The sequence below is a fragment of the Belliella calami genome (assembly GCF_022549695.1).
Classification (GTDB): Bacteria; Bacteroidota; Bacteroidia; order Cytophagales; family Cyclobacteriaceae; genus Belliella; species Belliella calami.
This window is the reverse complement of sequence record NZ_JAKZGS010000002.1, coordinates 459,941-478,228: the sequence shown is the minus strand read 5'-3', so window position 1 is coordinate 478,228 and position 18,288 is coordinate 459,941. Positions and strand designations below refer to the sequence as shown.

The window sequence follows — 18,288 nt, the reverse complement described above, 5'->3', positions numbered from 1 at the left end:
ACAAAATTTGACAATACGTGTCAATTAGTTGTAGGTTGAAATCTGCTGTTGTTTCTTGTATAAAAATAGGAAACATTATGACAATACTTCAATTTCTACAATACTTTCCAGATGAAGAAAGCTGCGAAGTTTATATCAAAGAGAGCAGAGAAAAGGCGGGAATATGCTGTAAAACCTGTAAATCCATTACTAAGCATTACTGGTTCAGTGGTGGGAAATTCTTTGAATGTAGTCAATGCAGAAGGAGGAGCTCCTTAAAAAGTGGAACTGTAATGGAAAAAAGTAAGATATCTCTTCACACCTGGATGTTGGCTTTTATCTTCATGTCAGCTAGTAAGAAAGGCCTTTCATGTCTTGAATTCCAAAGGCAGGTTAGCTTGTCAAGATATGATACTGCATTCAGACTGATGCATAAGATTCGTGCCATGATGGGTAAAAGGGATTCGCTGTACATCTTAAATGACATGATTGAGTTTGATGAATGCTTTGTAGAAGTTGCAACCAAAAAACAGGTAAAGCAGAACCTTAAACGAGGAAAAGGGAGCCAAGGGCAGGCAAAAGTAGCAGTGGCTGCCGAATCTACCCCACTTGAAGATCCCAGAACAGGAAAGAAAGACAGAGCATGTGGATATTATAAAATGGAAGTACTAGGAAAAGTAGATTCAGATCATGTGAACAAATTCATCAAGAAGAATGCCGCTGGAGATATCGTCCTGTTTACCGACAAAAACACAGCCTATGTTGATATTGCAGATATTGTTGACACACATTACATGGTTGTTTCAGATAAAGTAAGTGTCAATGAAACCCTAAAATGGGTGCATAAGGGAATCAGTAACCTGAAAAGAAATCTATTGGGAATACATCACATGATCACGTATAAATATTTACAGAACTACATCAATGAATTCGTCTATAAGCTTAACCGAAGATATTTTGGAGAAAGACTATTTGACCGATTGATTATTGCAGCTGTTCATCCTTACGTGCAGTAATGCGGATACACATATAAATTTAAATGCCCCAGACTCCTCAGCTATCTATGGAACCAATTGTCAATAAACCGGAATCTTACATTAAATTATTAAATGATTTTACTATGGATCCATGGGATTGGAATTCTCCCTTGATCCCGATAATGGAGGAGAAATATTCAAAACTAGGTCAAATGCGAAACAATTATTTGTCAGAATGGGAGAAATTTGCTGAAAGAGTAAGAGCGATGGATGGTGTATATGAAGTTAGGGATTCTTCCTTTCAGCATGGGAATCATATTCTGAGTGTGAAAGTAAGGATGGCTGGTCCTGGTTGTAAGGGGTTAGTGCTTTTCGTAAGTATGCTTGGAGTATATGGAGTACATTTTGCTGACTATCAAAAGCAGGCACTTGTCCCTTTGGAAGATGGTTCAAAGAAAGTCTGGTATAGTTACTATCCCTATGATGAAGAGGGTGAAATTTTTGCCAGAAAGCTACTTTACGAAGTAGGAAAATTATTTCAGGATTACTCCAAATTTGATAATTTATATGCTTCAATTAGGGTTAAGAATATTCATTTAGATCACCTAGAAAAGGAATTGGATCTATTTTCAGCAATTTTCACAAATAATATATTTTTTCTTTGAAAAAATCAGGAGTTAGTAAGTGGATGTTTCAAGAAATTTTAATACTATTCCACAGCGAGGATGGTTTTGGAAAAGGTTGGTATAGTTTTTACCAATGTAGTGAATCGAGTGAATTCTTCGCAAGAAAGTTACTTCACGAATTAGAGGGAGTATTTATGGATTACTTCATATTAATATACCTCCCCAGATCATCATGAAGTACATCCCTCAATTCCTTTTCCATTTCTTTGCTCGTTTCGGTAAACAGAAACCCAAATACTCCAAATTGATTTAAGGGGTATTTTCTGACATGAAGTGGGTTTTCAAAATCTCTGGCAATCGCTTCGAAATCAAATGATGCGATTTCCTCTGTTTTGAATTTAGCTGCTTTATCCAAAAGGATTAGACTGTACTTTTTGTCTTTTCTATTTTGGAAAATAGCTTCCCAATCAGGTCTTTTCGATTCAAAGAAATATTGATAAGAATTTACGCCGTACGCAAACCAAGTCAAATCCGCCGTAGTACACCAACCTCCAAACCGCATTGGATTGACTTCTATAGGTGTGATTTTTCCATTTTTATCGACTCGTATTTCAATGTGTAAGGGGAAATTTTCGATTTTTTTCTTTTCTCCAATAGCTTTGAGAAAGGCTATCAATGGATCATGAAGTTGATTGATGACATCCTCCGAACTGTAATACCAGCGGTCACTGACATCTTTTTCGGAGATAAATACATGGTGTAAAATATTCAGGATAACAGGCTCGCCATTTTTATCGAAATAGCAATCAAAAGCATATTCTTCTCCTCGAATATATTCCTCCAATAGAAAATCAGTATTGTCAATCACCTCTTTTGGATAAAAGGTTTGTGTATTTTTGATTTCTTGCTGAATTTCAGCGACTGTTTGAGGCCATTCTTTTGCATCATCTACTTTGTGCACAGCAATGCTGAAAAAGCCCACTGCCGGTTTTACAATCAAAGGAAATTTCAACTCTGAAACATCCAAGGATTCTAAATCACTAAATGGAACTGAGTGAAAAAAGTAATCAGGGTAAATATCTTTGATCAATTCCCTGAATTTGAATTTATTCTTGAAAAGCTCAATTAAATCAGGGAATCTTGTACCACTTGCATTTCGCTGAACCCAGCTGATAGAGTTTTCCGAATTTGTATAGATAGATGTTTTTTCATTATCTTGAATATGAGCTTTAGCAGCTTCCTCAGAGATCCAGTGGATATTTCTGTTTTTTGCCAATTCTTTCGCTTCCGCTGTTGCAACTACTGGAAATTGAAATTGCTCTATAGTCTCCAATAGGAAATCGGAAACAAATGGGTAATCTAATAAAATCATAAGGATGAAATTTCCACTAAAAGTAATACTATTTCAACTTAATAGTGATCTGTTTTACTTTTTCAGTAAGTTTAAATGACGCTTTTTCAAAACTTGGAGCACCCACAATCCCTGATGCATTGTTTGAAAAACCATAGCCATCTTTTGGGATGCCAAGCGCATTAGTTCTTAGCTTTCCTGTATTTTGACTATCATGGAAAAGCGAAATTGCATAAGTACCATCTGGAATGTTTTTGAAGGTGTAAACAGCTTTGTTTTTTTCAATCATAATGGAAGCATTTTGAAATGCCAATTGATGTTGATCTGGAAATCCTTCGGGTCCTTTGAACAACAAAACTCTGACGACACCATCTGAATTTTTTATATTTTCTACCGTAAGCGTTAATTCATTGTTGGCGCTTTGTTCGGGAATTGTTCCTGTCATGAGTAAAATAGAGAATAATAAATTCAAAAGCATAATTCTGATGTTTTTGTTCTGTTGATTTTTCCGGAAGGTGTTTTTATAAACGCTTCAAGAATGAAAATTTCTTTCGGGTAATGATATTTTTTCATTTCCTTCTTCAGTATCATCAGCAATTCTTGCGCCTTATTATTATCCCCCTCCTTAGTTTCCAAAAATAGGACTAATCTTTGGCCAAGTTTTTCATCATTTTGGCCAAATACAAAGTATTGGATTCCGCCAAAAATCGCCTCAATGTATTTTTGTAACTCAGCTTCCAGCGCTTCTGCTAGAATCTTTATTCCTCCTGAATTGATCGTGAAATCTGCTCTACCAATCCACCGAAATGCACCATCTGCTACTATTTCCACCAAATCATTTGTTTGGAGCCTTTTTTCTATTGCCATAGGTGCTTCGATCCAAAGTCTGTTGGCATCATCTGTTCCAATTTTGACATTTGGCAGTGTGTGGTAGATCAATTGCGACGCATTTATTTTTGCCAAAGCTATATGCGAAACAGTTTCTGTCATTCCGTAAGTTTGAAAGGCATTGATCCCAGTAGTCTTGATTTTTTGTATCAATGATTGGGAAGGTGGCGCCCCACCGATGATCAAAGTTTCAATATCAGAAAGTTTCGTTGTCGATATTGATTCTTTAAGACATGCTTCCACCTGCAAAGGAACCATTGCGCAAAAGTCAATTTTTTTCTGCAGTGAAAGATCAATTAGAGGGTTAGCCTCTGGTGTGATAAGATATATGTCTGCATCCCAGCATAGTCCTCTGACTAACATCATTTTGCCACCAATCATTTGGGTGTTAATACAAACCAACAATTTTGGAGACTTATTAATTTTGAAAAATGCTTTAGTTGCCGCAGCAGAAAGCTCCATTTGTGACCTCTTGATATTGATTGATTTTGGTTTACCTGTAGAGCCTGAAGTGCTCAGTTCAAAATCAGTTTTACCATTTAGCCATTCCTTGCAAAACTCAAGGCTTTGTGATAAGTATTTATCATCCTGCTGCCAATTTCCAGTTCGGATCTGGTCAAAAGTGTAGATTTGATCTTTGAATATTACTTGTCCCATATTTTTTTGAATGTTGCAAGGTAATGCCTTTATCAAAATTCAACAAAATTCGAACAAGCCTGTTATCTTGCATGAAAATAAAAAATATACGAATCATGACTATCAACTGGAAAACTGCAAAGGAATACGAAGATATCACTTACAAAAAATGCGATGGTGTAGCCAGAATCGCTTTCAATAGACCTGAAGTAAGAAATGCTTTTCGTCCAAAAACGACAAGTGAATTGTATGATGCATTTTACGATGCAATGGAGGATACATCTATTGGAGTTGTTTTGCTTTCAGGCGAAGGACCTTCTCCTAAGGATGGAGGATATGCATTTTGCTCTGGTGGAGATCAGCGGGCTAGGGGACATCAAGGATATGTGGGTGAGGATGGATACCATAGATTGAATATTCTTGAAGTACAGCGTTTGATTAGATTTATGCCTAAAGTTGTCATTGCAGTAGTGCCGGGCTGGGCAGTAGGAGGAGGGCACTCGCTTCATGTAGTTTGTGACTTGACATTGGCTAGTAAAGAGCATGCGATATTCAAGCAAACCGATGCTGATGTGACGAGTTTCGATGGGGGATATGGTTCTGCTTATTTGGCAAAGATGGTAGGGCAAAAAAGAGCAAGAGAGATATTTTTTCTAGGGAGAAATTATTCAGCACAGGAAGCATACGAAATGGGAATGGTCAATGCAGTGATTCCACATGATGAATTGGAAGATACAGCATATGAATGGGCACAAGAAATCCTGGCAAAATCTCCTACATCTATCAAAATGCTCAAATTCGCATTTAATCTTACAGATGATGGAATGGTTGGACAGCAGGTTTTTGCAGGTGAAGCGACGAGACTAGCTTATATGACAGATGAAGCAAAAGAAGGCAGGAATGCATTTTTAGAAAAAAGAAAGCCAAATTTTAAGGATGTGAAGTGGATCCCGTAGTAGTTTTCTGATCATCACACAAAAAACGGGGAGGCTAATTGTTGCATTGAGTGTAGATTAGTGAGAGACGAGACAGCAACAGCTTGTCAAGATGCAAGAGATATGAGGTAAATAAATTCAGGAGAAGACAGAAAGACATAAAAAATTAAAATTCAACATCAGTACTCTAAAACCTAAACCCTAATGAATCACCTAGAGTCAACTTATACAACACACGATAATAAGATGCTTTTCCTCCAAGCGTGGATGCCGGAAGTTCCTAGGGCAGCTTTGCTTTTAGTACATGGTTTGGGAGAACATAGCAGTAGGTATCAGCATTTTGCAGAAATATTGGTCGCTTCTGGTATTGCTGTTTTTACTTTTGATGGTAGGGGACATGGGAAATCCTCCTTGCCCAAACCCACTGCCTACTTCTCAAGCCATGAAGATTATTTAAAAGATATTGATGCCCTACTCGGCAAAGTCAAAGCTTATTGTGCAGATGTACCTTTATTTATTTTTGGACATAGCATGGGAGGAGGAATGGTGGCAAAATATTGTATTGATTACCAGCCAGCATTGACAGGAGTGATATTGAGTTCTGCATCGCTAAAGCCATCTGATAGTATCTCCAAAATTTTGATCAAGGTATCTTCCTTTGTGAGTATGTTAGCGCCTAAGTTGAAAACTTTCAAACTTGATAGCAGCACGATATCCCATGATTTGGAGGAGGTCAGAAAATACAATGAAGACCCTATGGTATATTCTGATGCCATCCCTGCCAGAACAGGTTATGAACTTCTCCGAATGATGAAAGGCATAAAATTGAACCTAAATAAATTTAAAAATCCTGTTTTACTGATCCATGGTACGGCAGACCAACTTACTGATCCGATTGGAAGTGAGGAGTTTTTCAGAAAAGCAAATGTTGAGGATAAGACTTACACTAGGTATGAAGGATTATATCATGAATTGATCAATGAATTCGAAAAAGAGAAAGTGATAAAGGATGTTATTGAATGGATAGCAATAAGAATTGAGAAAACCTAATTGAAATATTCGTCCTCTTCTGTCGAGTTTGTGATTTTTCTGATGATGAGGTCGAGTTTATGTGCTTCTTCCAAAATATTCAGATAGAATCCCTCCAAATGGTCTGGCTCAAGATTGTTTTTTTCCATCAATAGGAGATTGACTAAACCCATTAAGTTGGCAAGGGGGTTTCTTACTACATGAGATTGTGTCCAAGCTATTTCTTTTAATCGCTTATTTTGGGTTTCTATCTTGGCAATGTGTTTTTTACTTGCAGTGATATTTTTTATCAATAGAGTCGATCCTTTCAGGTTCTTTTCTTCATCAAATACAGGATAAAAAATGAATTCAAGCCATATATTTTCTGAAGTAAATACCTCAATTTCTTTTTCAAACCTGTTATTTTTCCCTTCTAATGCTCTGTAGTAGTTTTCATAGAAATCTTCTTCTACCTCTTTGGAAACATATTTTCTAAAATCATTTCCTTCAACCAATCTTTTTCCGTGGAATTTTTCGCAGTTTTCATACGCAACTTTATTGAATGTTTGTATTTTGAATTCAAGATCAATTAGAACAATATAATCTGGAGTGCTGTCTAAAATTGCTTTTAGTTTGGAGGTTAGTTCCTCAAAATGAAATCTTGAATCTTGCTCTTCGATATTTTTTTTGTCATTCATAAAAATGGCTAGATGTCTTTTCTATTCTCGTTAGGATTTTATGAGATTGACAGATTTTCTATTACAAAATTAATCAAGTTGATTACATAAACCTCACCAAATACAATATAAAAATAAGATACAATTGTCTTATTTTGTAATACAAAAAGGGAATTATGAAATAAAAAAATATTAATTTTACAAAACGAGAAGTGAAGAATACTCTATTTTAACACCAATAGAGGAACCGATGAATGGTAAGCCATGGCTATTGAATTGCTGGAATTAAACATGTATTCAAAAAAGGATTTTTTCTTGTAAAACATCACCAAAATACTATTTGGTTTTTCTTTTAGCTGTTCTTCAATACCATCAATTACACTTTTTGCGAATTGTTGGTCTACAGTAAAATCAATATTTGGAAATGTTAGCTTAAAATTCCTCTGGAAATCTTCAAGCGAAATCAAATCTTCAGTTTCCGAGCTAACTTTAAGATTGAAAAAATGATAAGGAAATCCCAAAGAAGAAGTCAAAGCAATCAGTTTTTTATAGAAAAGATTTTCTTTCCCATCTAATTCTACTCCTACGATAATTTCATTTAATTTTTTCCAATTTGATTGGGAAGGAATCGCTAGTACCGGGACTTGACTGTCTTTTATGACATGGGCAGTATTTGTTCCTATCAAATTCTTTTTTATTCCTGAAGCACCTTGAGTTCCCATTACGATTAAATCATAATCTTCCTTATAGGCTTTAGAAGTTACAGAGGTTGCCACTGTGCCTTGGACTATTTGGTAATCAATTGCAATGCCTTCAATTTTAGCATCTGATACAGCTTTTTTCATTGCTTTTTGTGAATCAGTTTCTATTGTTTCTACTATTTCTATGGCATGTGCAGCAAAATCATAAACAGCGTAATAAGCAAACAAAAGTGTGATTTGGACGTCATTTCTTCCTGAACTTATCTTTTTTGCAAAGGTTAGTGCATTGTTGGCATTATCGGAAAAATCGGTAGGGACTAATATTTTCATAATTGCTGGTAGTTAAGTTTCTAATTTAAGAAGATTTGAAGCGAATCAACAGAATTAGGACTCTTTTTTCTTTGAAGAAATTGTTACATAATTTCTAAATGAATGTAACTTAAATCACATCAGATAGAAATTATATTACCTAGTTTTGAAATGGAGAATTGGATTTCAAAATTTGATTTTATTTTCAATTTGAAAATCAGCAATGATAACAGTGGGTAAATTTATCACAATCATTTGTATATAAACTCCTCAACAACAGTCATCAGTCTATAGCTTATAGAAGTGTATTTCATACTAGATTCCAAATGGGTACTTGTAAAAAAGCGGATATTCAAAATGTTCAATTGTTGTGTCGAAGCGTAGTAACTTTGCTATTTTATTCTGGCAAAAAATTCCATACGTAATCTTTTCAACTATTGATGCTAATCAAATTAAAAATTCATTTAATTTCAAAAATATATAGACAGCATGCAAAAATACATTGATATCATCTACGATGCATATTTTGGGTATTTTGATTACCTCAAAAATGAAATCCTATATCCGTCATTTTTGAATTATTTCTGGTGGCTATTTGGTTTATCTGTGTTTGTATGGTTATTGGAGGTTTTTTTTCCTTGGAGAGAAAACCAATCGATTCTGAGAAAAGATTTTTGGTTGGACGGGTTTTACATGTTTTTTAATTTCTTTTTATTCTCTTTGATTGCATACAATGCAATATCTAATGTTGCGGTGGAAATATTCAATGATCTATTAGGCGCACTTGGTGTAGAGAATATTGTGGCTATTCAAGTAGAGTCTTGGCCTACTTGGCTACAATTTTTAATTTTGTTTGTTCTTGCAGATTTTATACAATGGAATGTCCATAGAGCTTTGCACAAGTATCCAGCCCTTTGGGAATTTCATAAAGTGCATCATTCTGTAGAAGAAATGGGTTTTGCTGCGCATCTTAGGTTTCACTGGATGGAAACCATCATCTACAAAACTGTACAGTACATTCCCTTGGCAATGATTGGATTTGGACTTATCGATTTTTTTATCGTTCATATATTCACAACTGCTATTGGGCATTTGAATCATGCTAACCTCAGGATTACTTACGGCCCACTAAAGTTCGTTTTCAATAATCCAGTCATGCATATTTGGCATCATGCTAAACACCTCCCAAAAGGCTTAAATGGAGTAAATTATGGTTTGACCCTTAGTATTTGGGATTATCTTTTTGGTACTGCTTATATACCAAATGAAGGAAAAAATGAAGCGTTGGGATTTGAGGGGATGGAGAGCTTTCCTAAAACATTTTGGTATCAGACAATTTATCCATTTCACACAAAAAATAATAATGAAAACATCTCTTAATAGTTGGAAATTTGTCGCAATACTTTGCTTAACACTTGGTTTGGCTCCATTTTTTCCAGAACCACATATTTTTGGTAAAGTAAGGTGGATCCTAGGAGGAGCAAAAGGTATGGAAGCATTGGATTGGTTTGATTTTTTCTTTCATGGACTACCATTCTTTTTATTTTTTCGATTGATTATCAATAGGTTTAGGAATTTTATAGCCAAAAAATATGATGTTAATCTAGGTAAGTGACAGTTGTTACTTTATGATAGTTTGGTTAAGCGTATTTTTGATTAAATAAAACTTATAGAAACATGTTTAATTTCTTTAAATCAAAGCCAAAATTATATTCAGATTTGAATTCTGATGAATTTAAAAAAGGATTGTCTAACACAGATGCTGTCATAATTGATGTGAGGACAGCCAGCGAATTTCAATCAGGTAAAATCAAAGGTGCTCGAAACATTGATATCATGGGACCAGGATTCTTAAATCAAATCAAAAATCTACCTAAAGACAAAAAGTACTATCTCTACTGTAGAAGTGGGAATAGAAGTGGTCAGGCCTGTGAAGTAATGACAGAAAATGGTTTTGAGAATGTCTATAATTTATCTTCAGGCATTTCTGGTTGGCCATATGATATAGCCTAACTTAAAGTGTTTATATATAGATATACTATCCTTAGTTAAGGAAAATTAATGTCTTGGAGAAAGGTAAAGAACTAGTCGTTTTTACCTTTTTTTGGTTTTAAAAAAGTGTAACCATCTGTTCACCTGCATGTAGCCATAAAATGTCTTGTTGTAAATGTAATTTGAATTTCAGCAGACTGCCACACGACACGGGTATTTACAAATCATTAACAACTGCATATAGCTTGTTTGCTGATTAACAGTGATATTCAAAGTTCATTTCATACCGAACATCCAATATTGTGAATATTCCTATTGATTTCAAATCATCTTCATCTTTTGCTAATTTTATTGAGAGTGATCGTTCTTTGTTGGGCACATTTGAAATGATTTACATCTTCAGGTGATTTTGATGCATGTTTTGTTTTTCTTCCTTGTACCCTTGCGCGCCACATCCTGAAGGAGCTTGGTTTCATTTCTCTACGCATAATGTTTATCACGTCCTTTTCGACAATACCAAATTGTCTTTCGATAGCATCAAATGATGTCCGATCCTCCCAGGCCATTTCTATGATTCTATCGATGTCAGTTTCTTCTAAATTTGAAAATTTGTTCATATTAAGAAAACTTTGATCAGTCTCAAATGTTTTCAAATCATGCAAGAAGTAAATGTGGTATGGTTCAAGCGTGACTTAAGGCTAAGAGATCACGAGCCATTGAAAAAAGCAATTGATGCTGGTTTACCTATCATCATGGTTTATTTTTTTGAACCTGATCTGATAGCTGCACCCCAAAGCGATGACAGGCATTGGAGATTTGTATATCAAAGCTTGCAGGATTTGAACCAGCAACTTGAAATTTATGATACTAAAGTTCATGTATATCTGATGAATCCAGTTGATTTTTTTGAAAAATTGAATTTGTACTATCAAGTTAAAACTGTTTTTTCACATCTCGAGACAGGTATCAAAGTTACTTTTGAAAGAGATTTGCAAATGAAGAAACTACTTCAAAAAAGTGGGATCAAATGGATAGAGTTTGCGCAGCAAGGGGTGAAAAGAGGTCTAAAAAATAGGTCAAATTGGTCTCAAGATTGGTATGCTATGATGAGTAAGCCTCTGCAAAATCCAGAGTTTGAAAAAGGAAAGTACTTTATGCTTTCAAAGTCATTCGAAAATCAGCTCTATCCAAAGGCTATTTCTGAATCTTGGAAAGCCATCCATCCTATGATGCAAAAAGGAGGAGAGATGACAGCTTATAAATATTTTAATTCCTTCTTTTCAGAAAGGGTAAAAAATTATAGCAAACACATTTCCAAACCAGAGATGAGTAGAAAAGGATGTAGCAGGCTTTCGCCCTATCTTGCATGGGGTAACCTATCCATCAGGCAGGTTTTTCAAGCGGCAGAATCAAGAAAGAAAGAAGGATTTCAAAATAGAAACCTTACCAATTTTCAATCTAGACTGAGGTGGCATTGCCATTTTATCCAAAAGTTTGAAATGGAATGTAGAATGGAGAAGGAGCATGTCAACAAAGGTTTTGAAATCATTCAAAAACCACTTGATAGAGAAAAAGTGAAAGCTTGGGAAAATGGTGTGACAGGCTTTCCACTTGTGGATGCTTGCGTAAGATGCCTGAAGGAAACTGGTTATTTGAATTTCAGAATGCGTGCGATGGTTGTATCATTTTTGACGCATCATCTTTTTCAAGACTGGAGAGTTGGAAAGGATTTTCTTGCTAGGCAGTTTCTGGATTTCGAACCGGGAATTCATTATCCACAGCTTCAGATGCAAGCAGGTGTGACTGGTATCAATACTGTAAGGATTTACAATCCAGTCAAGCAATCGGAGGATCATGATACAGATGGAGTTTTTATTAAAAAATGGGTTCCGGAATTGGAGAAACTGCCAGTTTCATTGATTCATCAACCTTGGGAAATAACCCAGATTGAACAGGAAATGATGGGGTTCAGATTAGGTGAAGATTATCCATTTCCAATCGTTGACTTAGAAAAGTCGGGAAAATTTGCCAGAGATCAAATTTGGCAAGCTCAAAAACATCCAGCCGTAATCGAGGAAGCCAACAGAGTTTTGAATTTTCATACAGTGCCAAATCGATGGTCATGAGTTTTTGTTACTTTACCTTTCATCGGATAATAAGTTCATTTAAATAAAAATTAGTCATTATTGTTTGCCTTTTGCCCGATCAATACAAAGCCTTAGTTATCTTAGGGTATGAAAATGCGTATAATATTATTTGCTTTATTTACTCTGACAATTTTTTCTTGTATAGATGATGAGCAAGACCCTGAACCAACTGTTGAAGATCAAATTGAGTGGACTAAACATTCGTTTTATCAACATGACCTTAAAGCAATGCGGGGTATTTTTGAAATGGGTAATTACATAGTAACACTTCATGATTTTGGTTATGGAGTGAGAACCTATGACTCTACGAATCATAGGTTTGATAACATTTTTCAATTTCTAAATCTCACTCAAAATCCTGGACGAAAACATAAATATGGGAATTTATCTTTTCCAGTAAGTGAAAAGTATTTACCTGTTAGGTTTGTTGAGATGCCAAATAGTATAATAGTTTATTCCATGTTAAAGCCTATGGATTTGTCAGCTCCATGGGAAGGGTTGGAAATTAAAGGAGAAGATATTGATCCAGATTTTAGAGAGTTTTCAAGTTTGGGTATATCGAGAGGTAATGCATTTGAACTTAAAGAGAATTTTCTATTTGTTTCTTATAACACTATCAATGCTGACCGTGAAGAATATTTTAGGCCGGAGAAATTTGCGGTTATTGAAATAAAGCAAAGTTCTGAAGGGTGGGCTGGTCTAGGCGTAGACCTTGTTTCGATTCATACATTTAAGGCGCCGATTCAACAGGAATATGAAGAAAACTTTGGTAATGCATTTCTTTCTGTATTACCTGTAAATGATGGGTTTTTGGTATCTACTTTTTTTGGTTTTTTTAAAACGTATTTTGATGGAAGTATTAAAATGATAAATAGAGATATCCGTGATAATAATGGAAATCTCAGAATATCTGATAGCTATTTAGTAAAAGATCCAAAATCCAACATCATTCTTTTATTAGACCATACTACCATTTTGAAATCATATTATTCAACTGATGAAGGGGAATCATGGAGTGTGTTGTCGGAATTTTCTTCAAATGTTGATTTTGGTTCTCTTGATTTGCTTCGTTTCGAAGAGTTCAATGGTGCGCTATTCGGCTTCTTTAATTCCCAGATATTTCAAATATCTATTTCCCCCAGTCAGTTAATGGTAAATGAATTAGACAATAGTGGGTTGGAAAGTCATAAAATAACAGGAATAAGTTCTTATTATAAGGATAGTTTGGTGATGGTATCTACTCGGTCTGGAGCATTCTATAAACCAGCAGAGGATTTACTTAAACCTAAAATAAGTGATTCAATGGGGCTTTTTTCTTCTGGTTTTTAATCAATTACCCCGCTTCCACAACAAAAAACGCTATTGATAATTTGACGATCTACTTTCACTTGAATCCAAAGGCACAATTTGCCGGATTCAGGAAAGGTATAAGGGAAAGTGACCATATTGGCTCTTCGTGATCTTCGCCATATACCCTTTGATGACTCGTATCAACCATCAGCAATTCATCTTTTCCTTATTGATAGATGATCTAATTTACGTTAGATTACCGAAATTTATATTTGCAACTAGTCCAATTAATTAACTATTGACCTGTCCCCATTAACTTAATCAACCAATTCCCAAATAACTCATTTCAACTCTTAACTCACTTAACTTTCCCGGGTTTATAAATAACTCTAGCATTTTTCATCACATCTTCTTTGTAAAAGTTTACATCCTTAAAAACCCCCTTGCTGTACATTTCCGCTTGATCTACAAAATGAGGGGAAAATGGATTCCCACTTTGGCCACCAGCAAGAAGAGACTTGGCCTTCACTTTTTCTCCAAACTCTACTGAAGCCACAAAGCTGTTTCCCACATTTCCATACCATTTTTTGGTATTTGGATATGCTCTGCTGCCATAAGCTGAAAGTGAACCCCAGAGTGAAGAGTTGTAGCCAATTGGTAAGCTAGGTAATTCATCATAAAATTTACCTTGAATATCATTGTTTACTCGCTGAAACCGGTTGATTTCTCCCCAAGGTAGATTCCATGTTCCAAAATCCTCAGTAAGTCTTTTTATCGCTTTTTCAAGCGCAATTAGCTTTTGTTCATCACTTGTTTCTGAAGCCAAAAAATCAAAAATGTAAGTATCCCATGATTTTTCCATACTTCGACCTTCTGCCATCATTTGATTTCCCCAAAATACAGCCAAAGAAGTCCCAACAGAATTGATTCCTGTTTTTAAATCCCAATTTGCCAAAACCGCCATTGGTTCTTTAAGTTTTTCTTTTCTTGGGTCATTTTCAGGCAATTTGTCATATGCTTTTTTCAAAGCAGGAATCAAGGGATCAAAAGCCATCAAAGTTGGTTCATAAGCCACATCAGATATGAGTTTTTCAAGAGTTAAATCCTTGATGTCTGAGAGTATCCTAACGGCATTGATTCCTCTGGCATTCTCGGTGTCCCAAGCGATGTAAGGAGGATAGTCTTCACGATTGGGACTGTTTTTGCCCAAAGCATTGAAAGGGTCAGAGTTACAATGCTGAATCCAACCATTTTCTGGGTTTTTGATAAAGAGCATTTCTTCAACTTCGTGCAGACCTTTCCAATCTGTAGCAGGATCACTGCCATCAACCACATTTCGCCAGTCAAATTTCGGATCTCTCACGGGAATGAAATTACCGTGATAGTAAGCGATTGTACCATCTCTGTCTGCATACACAGTGCTGTTCGAAGAATTTGTTTTGAGATCCATGTTGGCATGAAACTCAGCATGGTTTTTTGTTTTGGTTCTTTTGTATGATTGGATAAGAGCTTTTTCTCTCTCCACCATCAAAGCTATAGCAATCCATTTTCCATCCTCCTCACGAATTACAGGTCCATGATGAGAATAAAATGCCGTAAACTCCTGCTCAAGCATTTGATCATTTTCTTTGTATTTGACAATGACCTTTTTTTCTGTCAAAGGTCTCCATTTATTTCCAAATTTATAATGGTATTTTCCTTTTCGATTTTCTACAGTTAAGGCAAAATGGTCAATGGCATCTGCTTTTGCAGATGTATGCATCCAACCATTATATTCATTGAATCCTTGATAAATAAAAAATTGTCCCCAAGTCACAGCTCCATAAGCATTGAGCCCTTCATCGCTGACTACATGAACCTCTGGACGAAAGTAAAAGGAAGTATGCGGATTAATCATCAAAAGGGCATTGCCATTTTTAGTTAATTTTGGTGCTATAGCAAAACCATTCGAACCTCGGGGTTCTTCTTCCCAATCTCTTTCTGAATAAGATAAAAAAGCATGTGCTTTTTCACCATAAAATTGTTTTAACCCATTGGGTGAAATCGATTCAATATCACCACCAATACTACCCTCACTAAAGGTCAAAGCCATCCACGGTTCGAATTTTGTCAAAAGCTTTGGTTGAACTTCAGGGTGGGTGTGGAGGAAGTAATTGATCCCTGCTGCCCAAGCATCCATCAGGTCTTTGAGCCATAGTGGGCTATCTTCATATTCTTTCTTGACCACGACGGGATCAATATAAAGCTTCATTCTCAGGTCAATAAATAGCTGCGAAATACCTTCGACCTCAGCCATTCTCCCCATGGCGTTAATGAAGTTTGTTTCTATCCGATTGAAATCGTCTTCACATTGGGCATAAATCATCCCAAATACAGCATCTGCATCTGTTTTGCCGTATATGTGGGGGATTCCCCATTGATCTCTTGCGATCTCGTTATTTTTGGCATAAGTTTCCCACTGCTGGTTTTCTTGGGCAATAGATGGTAAATAGAGTGAAAATATAAAAAGTAATAAATAGATCTTTTTGGCCATGATATTGGAGGAAGTTTGTTTTGAAATAGCTGACAGTGAATTTGGGAAGTTTGTTTTTTTCAAAATTTCAGAACTTCGAGAAAATTTCTGTCAATAGTGATTCATTTAATCAAGCGATCTGATTTTTTTTTTTTCAAATACTTGATTGATGAACAGCATATGATAGGGAAGAGCATCAGTCCAATAATCCCAAGTGTGTGCTCCAGGTCGTTCTGTATATTCATGCGGTGTTTCATTTTCCAGTAGCAATTGATGAAGCTGTCTGTTGGTTTCGATCAGAAAATCATCCACTCCACAGTCGATTATGAGCGCAATTCCATTTTGCTTCATTTGATTTACCAGCCCTACAGCAGTATAGGGACTGAATGGATAATCATATTCAATATCTCCAAGCATCTCTTGTTGGCTTTTTCGTCGTTGTTCTTGTGTGTCTTCATTTCCGACCCAAGTACGTACATCGATATTCATCACGCCACTCATAGATCCTGCGGCAGTAAATAGTTCTGGATGCTTCGCAGCGATCATCATTGCACCATGACCACCCATAGAAAGGCCTGTGATTGCTCTTGAATTTTTGTCCTTGATGGTTGGGAAATTTGCATCTACAAATGGGATTAGCTCTTTGCTGATGTATGTTTCATATTGGACAGAATCCATCAGCGGACTGTCATAGTAATAAGAAAATGGTGCAACTCCTGGGGTAACAAGGATGATTTGGTAGAGATCAGCAAGACTTTGTAAAAGGTCAGCTTTTTTGACATTTTTATGCCAATCAAGATGGTTTCCCCATGCACCATGAAGTACATACACAGAAGGGAGTTGCTTTTCTAAACCATCAATTCCAGCAGGTTTGACCACGGTGGCTTTTAGGGATTTGTTCATAGCTTTGCTAAAAACTTCAATTGTGTCCGTCTTTGCTTGAAGGAAGCTACAGCTTATCAGCAGAAGAAATATTGTGGTTTTCAAAAGTTTCATAGGTATAGTGTTTTGATTGTGCCAATTTAAGGAATCGAGCTTAAAGTTTAGTAAAAACAATTTACTTAGATTATGGAAAGTTTAAGAAATTTGAATATGAATATTTGGTTAAACAGAACTTTGCGATTAAGTTCGCTCTTGTATTGTGAGACGGGATTAGTTTCTGATCTTCAAAACCAGATGAAGAGATTTTCCAATGGAATAAACAATACAAAAATATGCTTTCAGAAAAGTATTAGATTTCAAATTTTCACCCAAAAAAAATCAAAGAATCACCAGTTGCTTTTTGAAAGAATTTCAAAATAGATCACCCACTCCAAACTTTACTGATAATTTTAGTGATGAAATAGGCGTTTCTTTAAGTTGAGACTTGGAAATGATATATAATTTTGTCACATCGATCGTCGGTATGTTCTTGGTTTTAGCTAATCAGTCACCCAAATTGATATGCTGTGCACTTCATTACTTGGATTGTAGATATTATCCATATTAGTACCCTTAAGCATGGAAAAGAAAAAAAGAATTTTAAAGGCATCATTAGAGCTTATTGTTGAGCGTGGCCTTCATACTGTAACATTTGCGAATATATCGCAAAGAGCAAAAGTTGGAATAGGAACTATATATAAGCATTTTAAAAGTAAAGATGAGATTGTACAACAAATTTGGATTGAGCAAAAAAAAGAAGAATCCACTTATATATTTCGAGACTATGCGGGTAATGGAACAGTAAAGGAAAGGTTTGAATTTCTATGGGAAAGGGTAATCAATTATTTTTGCGATAATCCATTGGAGTATTATTTTTCATATCATTTTGCAGCGTCACCGGTATTGAGCAAAGAGATACACGAAGTTGCAATGAAAGATTTTCTTGCTTTCGATGACTTGTATGAAGAAGGTCTGAATTTAGGGATGTTTAAACCACTTTCACCACGACATCTTAGGTTGTATTCTTTTAGTACATTGAATGGATGGATCCTTTGGTCAAAAGATGAAGGTATTGAAATGGATCAAAAAAATATCCATCTTTTGCTTTCAATGCTTTGGGATGCGATAAAGAAATAAACAATCGAAGTTTCTAGATTCTTACTTGTCTTTGGACAAAAGAATTGTGGGTGAAAAAATGGCGATTTTTTGAATTGGAGCTTTTTGACTTTTTCATTCCTTTTCATTGGGTAAATCTCAATTTACTGATTATCAAATGATAAAGTGGAAGTAGTGTGAGGTTTGAATTTCAAATTTGACAACATTCTAAATTTGTAACCAG

18 protein-coding genes are annotated in these 18,288 nt (G+C 35.5%); 10 read left to right on the top strand and 8 right to left on the bottom strand.

Features of this window, described 5'->3' with window-relative positions; all coding sequences use genetic code 11:
* Positions 1-77 precede the first annotated feature (77 nt).
* Both MM236_RS04340 and MM236_RS04335 read left to right on the top strand, forming a co-directional pair.
* A complete protein-coding gene (locus tag MM236_RS04340) occupies positions 78-995 on the top strand; it encodes an IS1595 family transposase (protein ID WP_241273703.1) in 918 nt (305 codons plus the stop codon).
* A 104-nt stretch (positions 996-1,099) separates the two neighbouring features.
* Positions 1,100-1,621, top strand: a complete 522-nt coding sequence (locus MM236_RS04335) for a hypothetical protein (RefSeq protein ID WP_241273702.1) — start codon at positions 1,100-1,102, stop codon at positions 1,619-1,621.
* Positions 1,622-1,781: 160 nt separating this feature from the next.
* Here the strand turns inward: MM236_RS04335 and MM236_RS04330 are convergent, their stop codons facing one another.
* The 3 genes from MM236_RS04330 to MM236_RS04320 are packed head-to-tail and all read right to left on the bottom strand — an operon-like array spanning position 1,782 to position 4,478.
* Positions 1,782-2,954, bottom strand: a complete 1,173-nt coding sequence (locus MM236_RS04330; protein ID WP_241273701.1) for an ATP-grasp domain-containing protein — start codon at positions 2,952-2,954, stop codon at positions 1,782-1,784.
* A gap of 28 nt (positions 2,955-2,982) precedes the next feature.
* Positions 2,983-3,411, bottom strand: coding sequence for a DUF2141 domain-containing protein (locus tag MM236_RS04325; protein WP_241273700.1), 429 nt, complete (start codon positions 3,409-3,411; stop codon positions 2,983-2,985).
* On the bottom strand, positions 3,402-4,478 hold the full coding sequence (locus MM236_RS04320; RefSeq protein WP_241273699.1) for an AMP-binding protein: 1,077 nt from the start codon (positions 4,476-4,478) through the stop codon (positions 3,402-3,404). The genes MM236_RS04325 and MM236_RS04320 overlap by 10 nt, the downstream gene beginning before the upstream one ends.
* Positions 4,479-4,573: 95 nt before the next feature.
* On the opposite strand from MM236_RS04320, the gene MM236_RS04315 reads away from it, so the two are divergent.
* Positions 4,574-5,413: a 1,4-dihydroxy-2-naphthoyl-CoA synthase gene (locus MM236_RS04315; protein WP_241273698.1), complete on the top strand. Its 840-nt coding sequence runs from the start codon at positions 4,574-4,576 to the stop codon at positions 5,411-5,413.
* Between the two features lie 183 nt (positions 5,414-5,596).
* Complete coding sequence (locus tag MM236_RS04310) at positions 5,597-6,442, top strand: alpha/beta hydrolase (protein ID WP_241273697.1); 846 nt, start codon at positions 5,597-5,599, stop codon at positions 6,440-6,442.
* On the opposite strand, the gene MM236_RS04305 is transcribed toward MM236_RS04310, so the two are convergent.
* Together MM236_RS04305 and MM236_RS04300 are read right to left on the bottom strand one after the other, a co-directional pair.
* Positions 6,439-7,098, bottom strand: a complete 660-nt coding sequence (locus tag MM236_RS04305; protein ID WP_241273696.1) for a PAS domain S-box protein — start codon at positions 7,096-7,098, stop codon at positions 6,439-6,441. The two genes, MM236_RS04310 and MM236_RS04305, sit on opposite strands and share 4 nt — an antisense overlap.
* Before the next feature lie 203 nt (positions 7,099-7,301).
* Positions 7,302-8,108 (bottom strand): universal stress protein, encoded by an 807-nt coding sequence (locus tag MM236_RS04300; RefSeq protein ID WP_241273695.1) that lies wholly within the window; start codon positions 8,106-8,108, stop codon positions 7,302-7,304.
* A 468-nt stretch (positions 8,109-8,576) separates the two neighbouring features.
* Between MM236_RS04300 and MM236_RS04295 the strand changes: the two genes are divergently transcribed.
* The 3 genes from MM236_RS04295 (at position 8,577) to MM236_RS04285 (ending at position 10,100) form a co-directional block, all read left to right on the top strand.
* Positions 8,577-9,467: a sterol desaturase family protein gene (locus tag MM236_RS04295; RefSeq protein ID WP_241273694.1), complete on the top strand. Its 891-nt coding sequence runs from the start codon at positions 8,577-8,579 to the stop codon at positions 9,465-9,467.
* Complete coding sequence (locus tag MM236_RS04290) at positions 9,451-9,702, top strand: hypothetical protein (protein WP_241273693.1); 252 nt, start codon at positions 9,451-9,453, stop codon at positions 9,700-9,702. Before MM236_RS04295 ends, MM236_RS04290 begins: the two co-directional genes overlap by 17 nt.
* A 62-nt stretch (positions 9,703-9,764) precedes the next feature.
* Positions 9,765-10,100 carry a rhodanese-like domain-containing protein gene (locus MM236_RS04285; RefSeq protein ID WP_241273692.1) on the top strand — a complete coding sequence of 112 codons (336 nt, stop codon included), beginning with the start codon at positions 9,765-9,767 and terminating at the stop codon, positions 10,098-10,100.
* Between the two features lie 311 nt (positions 10,101-10,411).
* On the opposite strand, the gene MM236_RS04280 is transcribed toward MM236_RS04285, so the two are convergent.
* Positions 10,412-10,696 carry a TIGR03643 family protein gene (locus MM236_RS04280; protein WP_241273691.1) on the bottom strand — a complete coding sequence of 95 codons (285 nt, stop codon included), beginning with the start codon at positions 10,694-10,696 and terminating at the stop codon, positions 10,412-10,414.
* Between the two features lie 39 nt (positions 10,697-10,735).
* On the opposite strand from MM236_RS04280, the gene MM236_RS04275 reads away from it, so the two are divergent.
* On the top strand, positions 10,736-12,205 hold the full coding sequence (locus MM236_RS04275) for a cryptochrome/deoxyribodipyrimidine photo-lyase family protein (protein WP_241273690.1): 1,470 nt from the start codon (positions 10,736-10,738) through the stop codon (positions 12,203-12,205).
* Positions 12,206-12,313: 108 nt separating this feature from the next.
* Entirely contained in the window at positions 12,314-13,555 is a 1,242-nt protein-coding gene (locus MM236_RS04270) for a hypothetical protein (RefSeq protein WP_241273689.1), read from the top strand.
* Positions 13,556-13,874: 319 nt separating this feature from the next.
* Here MM236_RS04270 and MM236_RS04265 read toward each other — a convergent pair whose 3' ends face one another.
* Both MM236_RS04265 and MM236_RS04260 read right to left on the bottom strand, forming a co-directional pair.
* Positions 13,875-16,049: a penicillin acylase family protein gene (locus MM236_RS04265; RefSeq protein ID WP_241273688.1), complete on the bottom strand. Its 2,175-nt coding sequence runs from the start codon at positions 16,047-16,049 to the stop codon at positions 13,875-13,877.
* A 105-nt stretch (positions 16,050-16,154) separates the two neighbouring features.
* On the bottom strand, positions 16,155-17,024 hold the full coding sequence (locus MM236_RS04260) for an alpha/beta hydrolase (protein WP_241273687.1): 870 nt from the start codon (positions 17,022-17,024) through the stop codon (positions 16,155-16,157).
* 504 nt (positions 17,025-17,528) lie between these two features.
* Between MM236_RS04260 and MM236_RS04255 the strand changes: the two genes are divergently transcribed.
* Positions 17,529-18,086 (top strand): TetR/AcrR family transcriptional regulator, encoded by a 558-nt coding sequence (locus tag MM236_RS04255; protein ID WP_241273686.1) that lies wholly within the window; start codon positions 17,529-17,531, stop codon positions 18,084-18,086.
* Positions 18,087-18,288: the final 202 nt, after the last annotated feature.

What these genes read in the sequence shown, in the direction of transcription:
- MM236_RS04325 (WP_241273700.1), bottom strand. Translation starts at nt 3,411, where the DNA reads ATGCTTTTGAATTTATTATTCTCTATTTTACTCATGACAGGAACAATT.
- MM236_RS04260 (WP_241273687.1), bottom strand. Translation starts at nt 17,024, where the DNA reads ATGAAACTTTTGAAAACCACAATATTTCTTCTGCTGATAAGCTGTAGC.
- MM236_RS04275 (WP_241273690.1), top strand. Translation starts at nt 10,736, where the DNA reads ATGCAAGAAGTAAATGTGGTATGGTTCAAGCGTGACTTAAGGCTAAGA.
- MM236_RS04320 (WP_241273699.1), bottom strand. Translation starts at nt 4,478, where the DNA reads ATGGGACAAGTAATATTCAAAGATCAAATCTACACTTTTGACCAGATC.
- MM236_RS04310 (WP_241273697.1), top strand. Translation starts at nt 5,597, where the DNA reads ATGAATCACCTAGAGTCAACTTATACAACACACGATAATAAGATGCTT.
- MM236_RS04280 (WP_241273691.1), bottom strand. Translation starts at nt 10,696, where the DNA reads ATGAACAAATTTTCAAATTTAGAAGAAACTGACATCGATAGAATCATA.
- MM236_RS04335 (WP_241273702.1), top strand. Translation starts at nt 1,100, where the DNA reads ATGGATCCATGGGATTGGAATTCTCCCTTGATCCCGATAATGGAGGAG.
- MM236_RS04300 (WP_241273695.1), bottom strand. Translation starts at nt 8,108, where the DNA reads ATGAAAATATTAGTCCCTACCGATTTTTCCGATAATGCCAACAATGCA.
- MM236_RS04290 (WP_241273693.1), top strand. Translation starts at nt 9,451, where the DNA reads ATGAAAACATCTCTTAATAGTTGGAAATTTGTCGCAATACTTTGCTTA.
- MM236_RS04330 (WP_241273701.1), bottom strand. Translation starts at nt 2,954, where the DNA reads ATGATTTTATTAGATTACCCATTTGTTTCCGATTTCCTATTGGAGACT.
- MM236_RS04285 (WP_241273692.1), top strand. Translation starts at nt 9,765, where the DNA reads ATGTTTAATTTCTTTAAATCAAAGCCAAAATTATATTCAGATTTGAAT.
- MM236_RS04255 (WP_241273686.1), top strand. Translation starts at nt 17,529, where the DNA reads ATGGAAAAGAAAAAAAGAATTTTAAAGGCATCATTAGAGCTTATTGTT.
- MM236_RS04265 (WP_241273688.1), bottom strand. Translation starts at nt 16,049, where the DNA reads ATGGCCAAAAAGATCTATTTATTACTTTTTATATTTTCACTCTATTTA.
- MM236_RS04315 (WP_241273698.1), top strand. Translation starts at nt 4,574, where the DNA reads ATGACTATCAACTGGAAAACTGCAAAGGAATACGAAGATATCACTTAC.
- MM236_RS04305 (WP_241273696.1), bottom strand. Translation starts at nt 7,098, where the DNA reads ATGAATGACAAAAAAAATATCGAAGAGCAAGATTCAAGATTTCATTTT.
- MM236_RS04295 (WP_241273694.1), top strand. Translation starts at nt 8,577, where the DNA reads ATGCAAAAATACATTGATATCATCTACGATGCATATTTTGGGTATTTT.
- MM236_RS04270 (WP_241273689.1), top strand. Translation starts at nt 12,314, where the DNA reads ATGAAAATGCGTATAATATTATTTGCTTTATTTACTCTGACAATTTTT.
- MM236_RS04340 (WP_241273703.1), top strand. Translation starts at nt 78, where the DNA reads ATGACAATACTTCAATTTCTACAATACTTTCCAGATGAAGAAAGCTGC.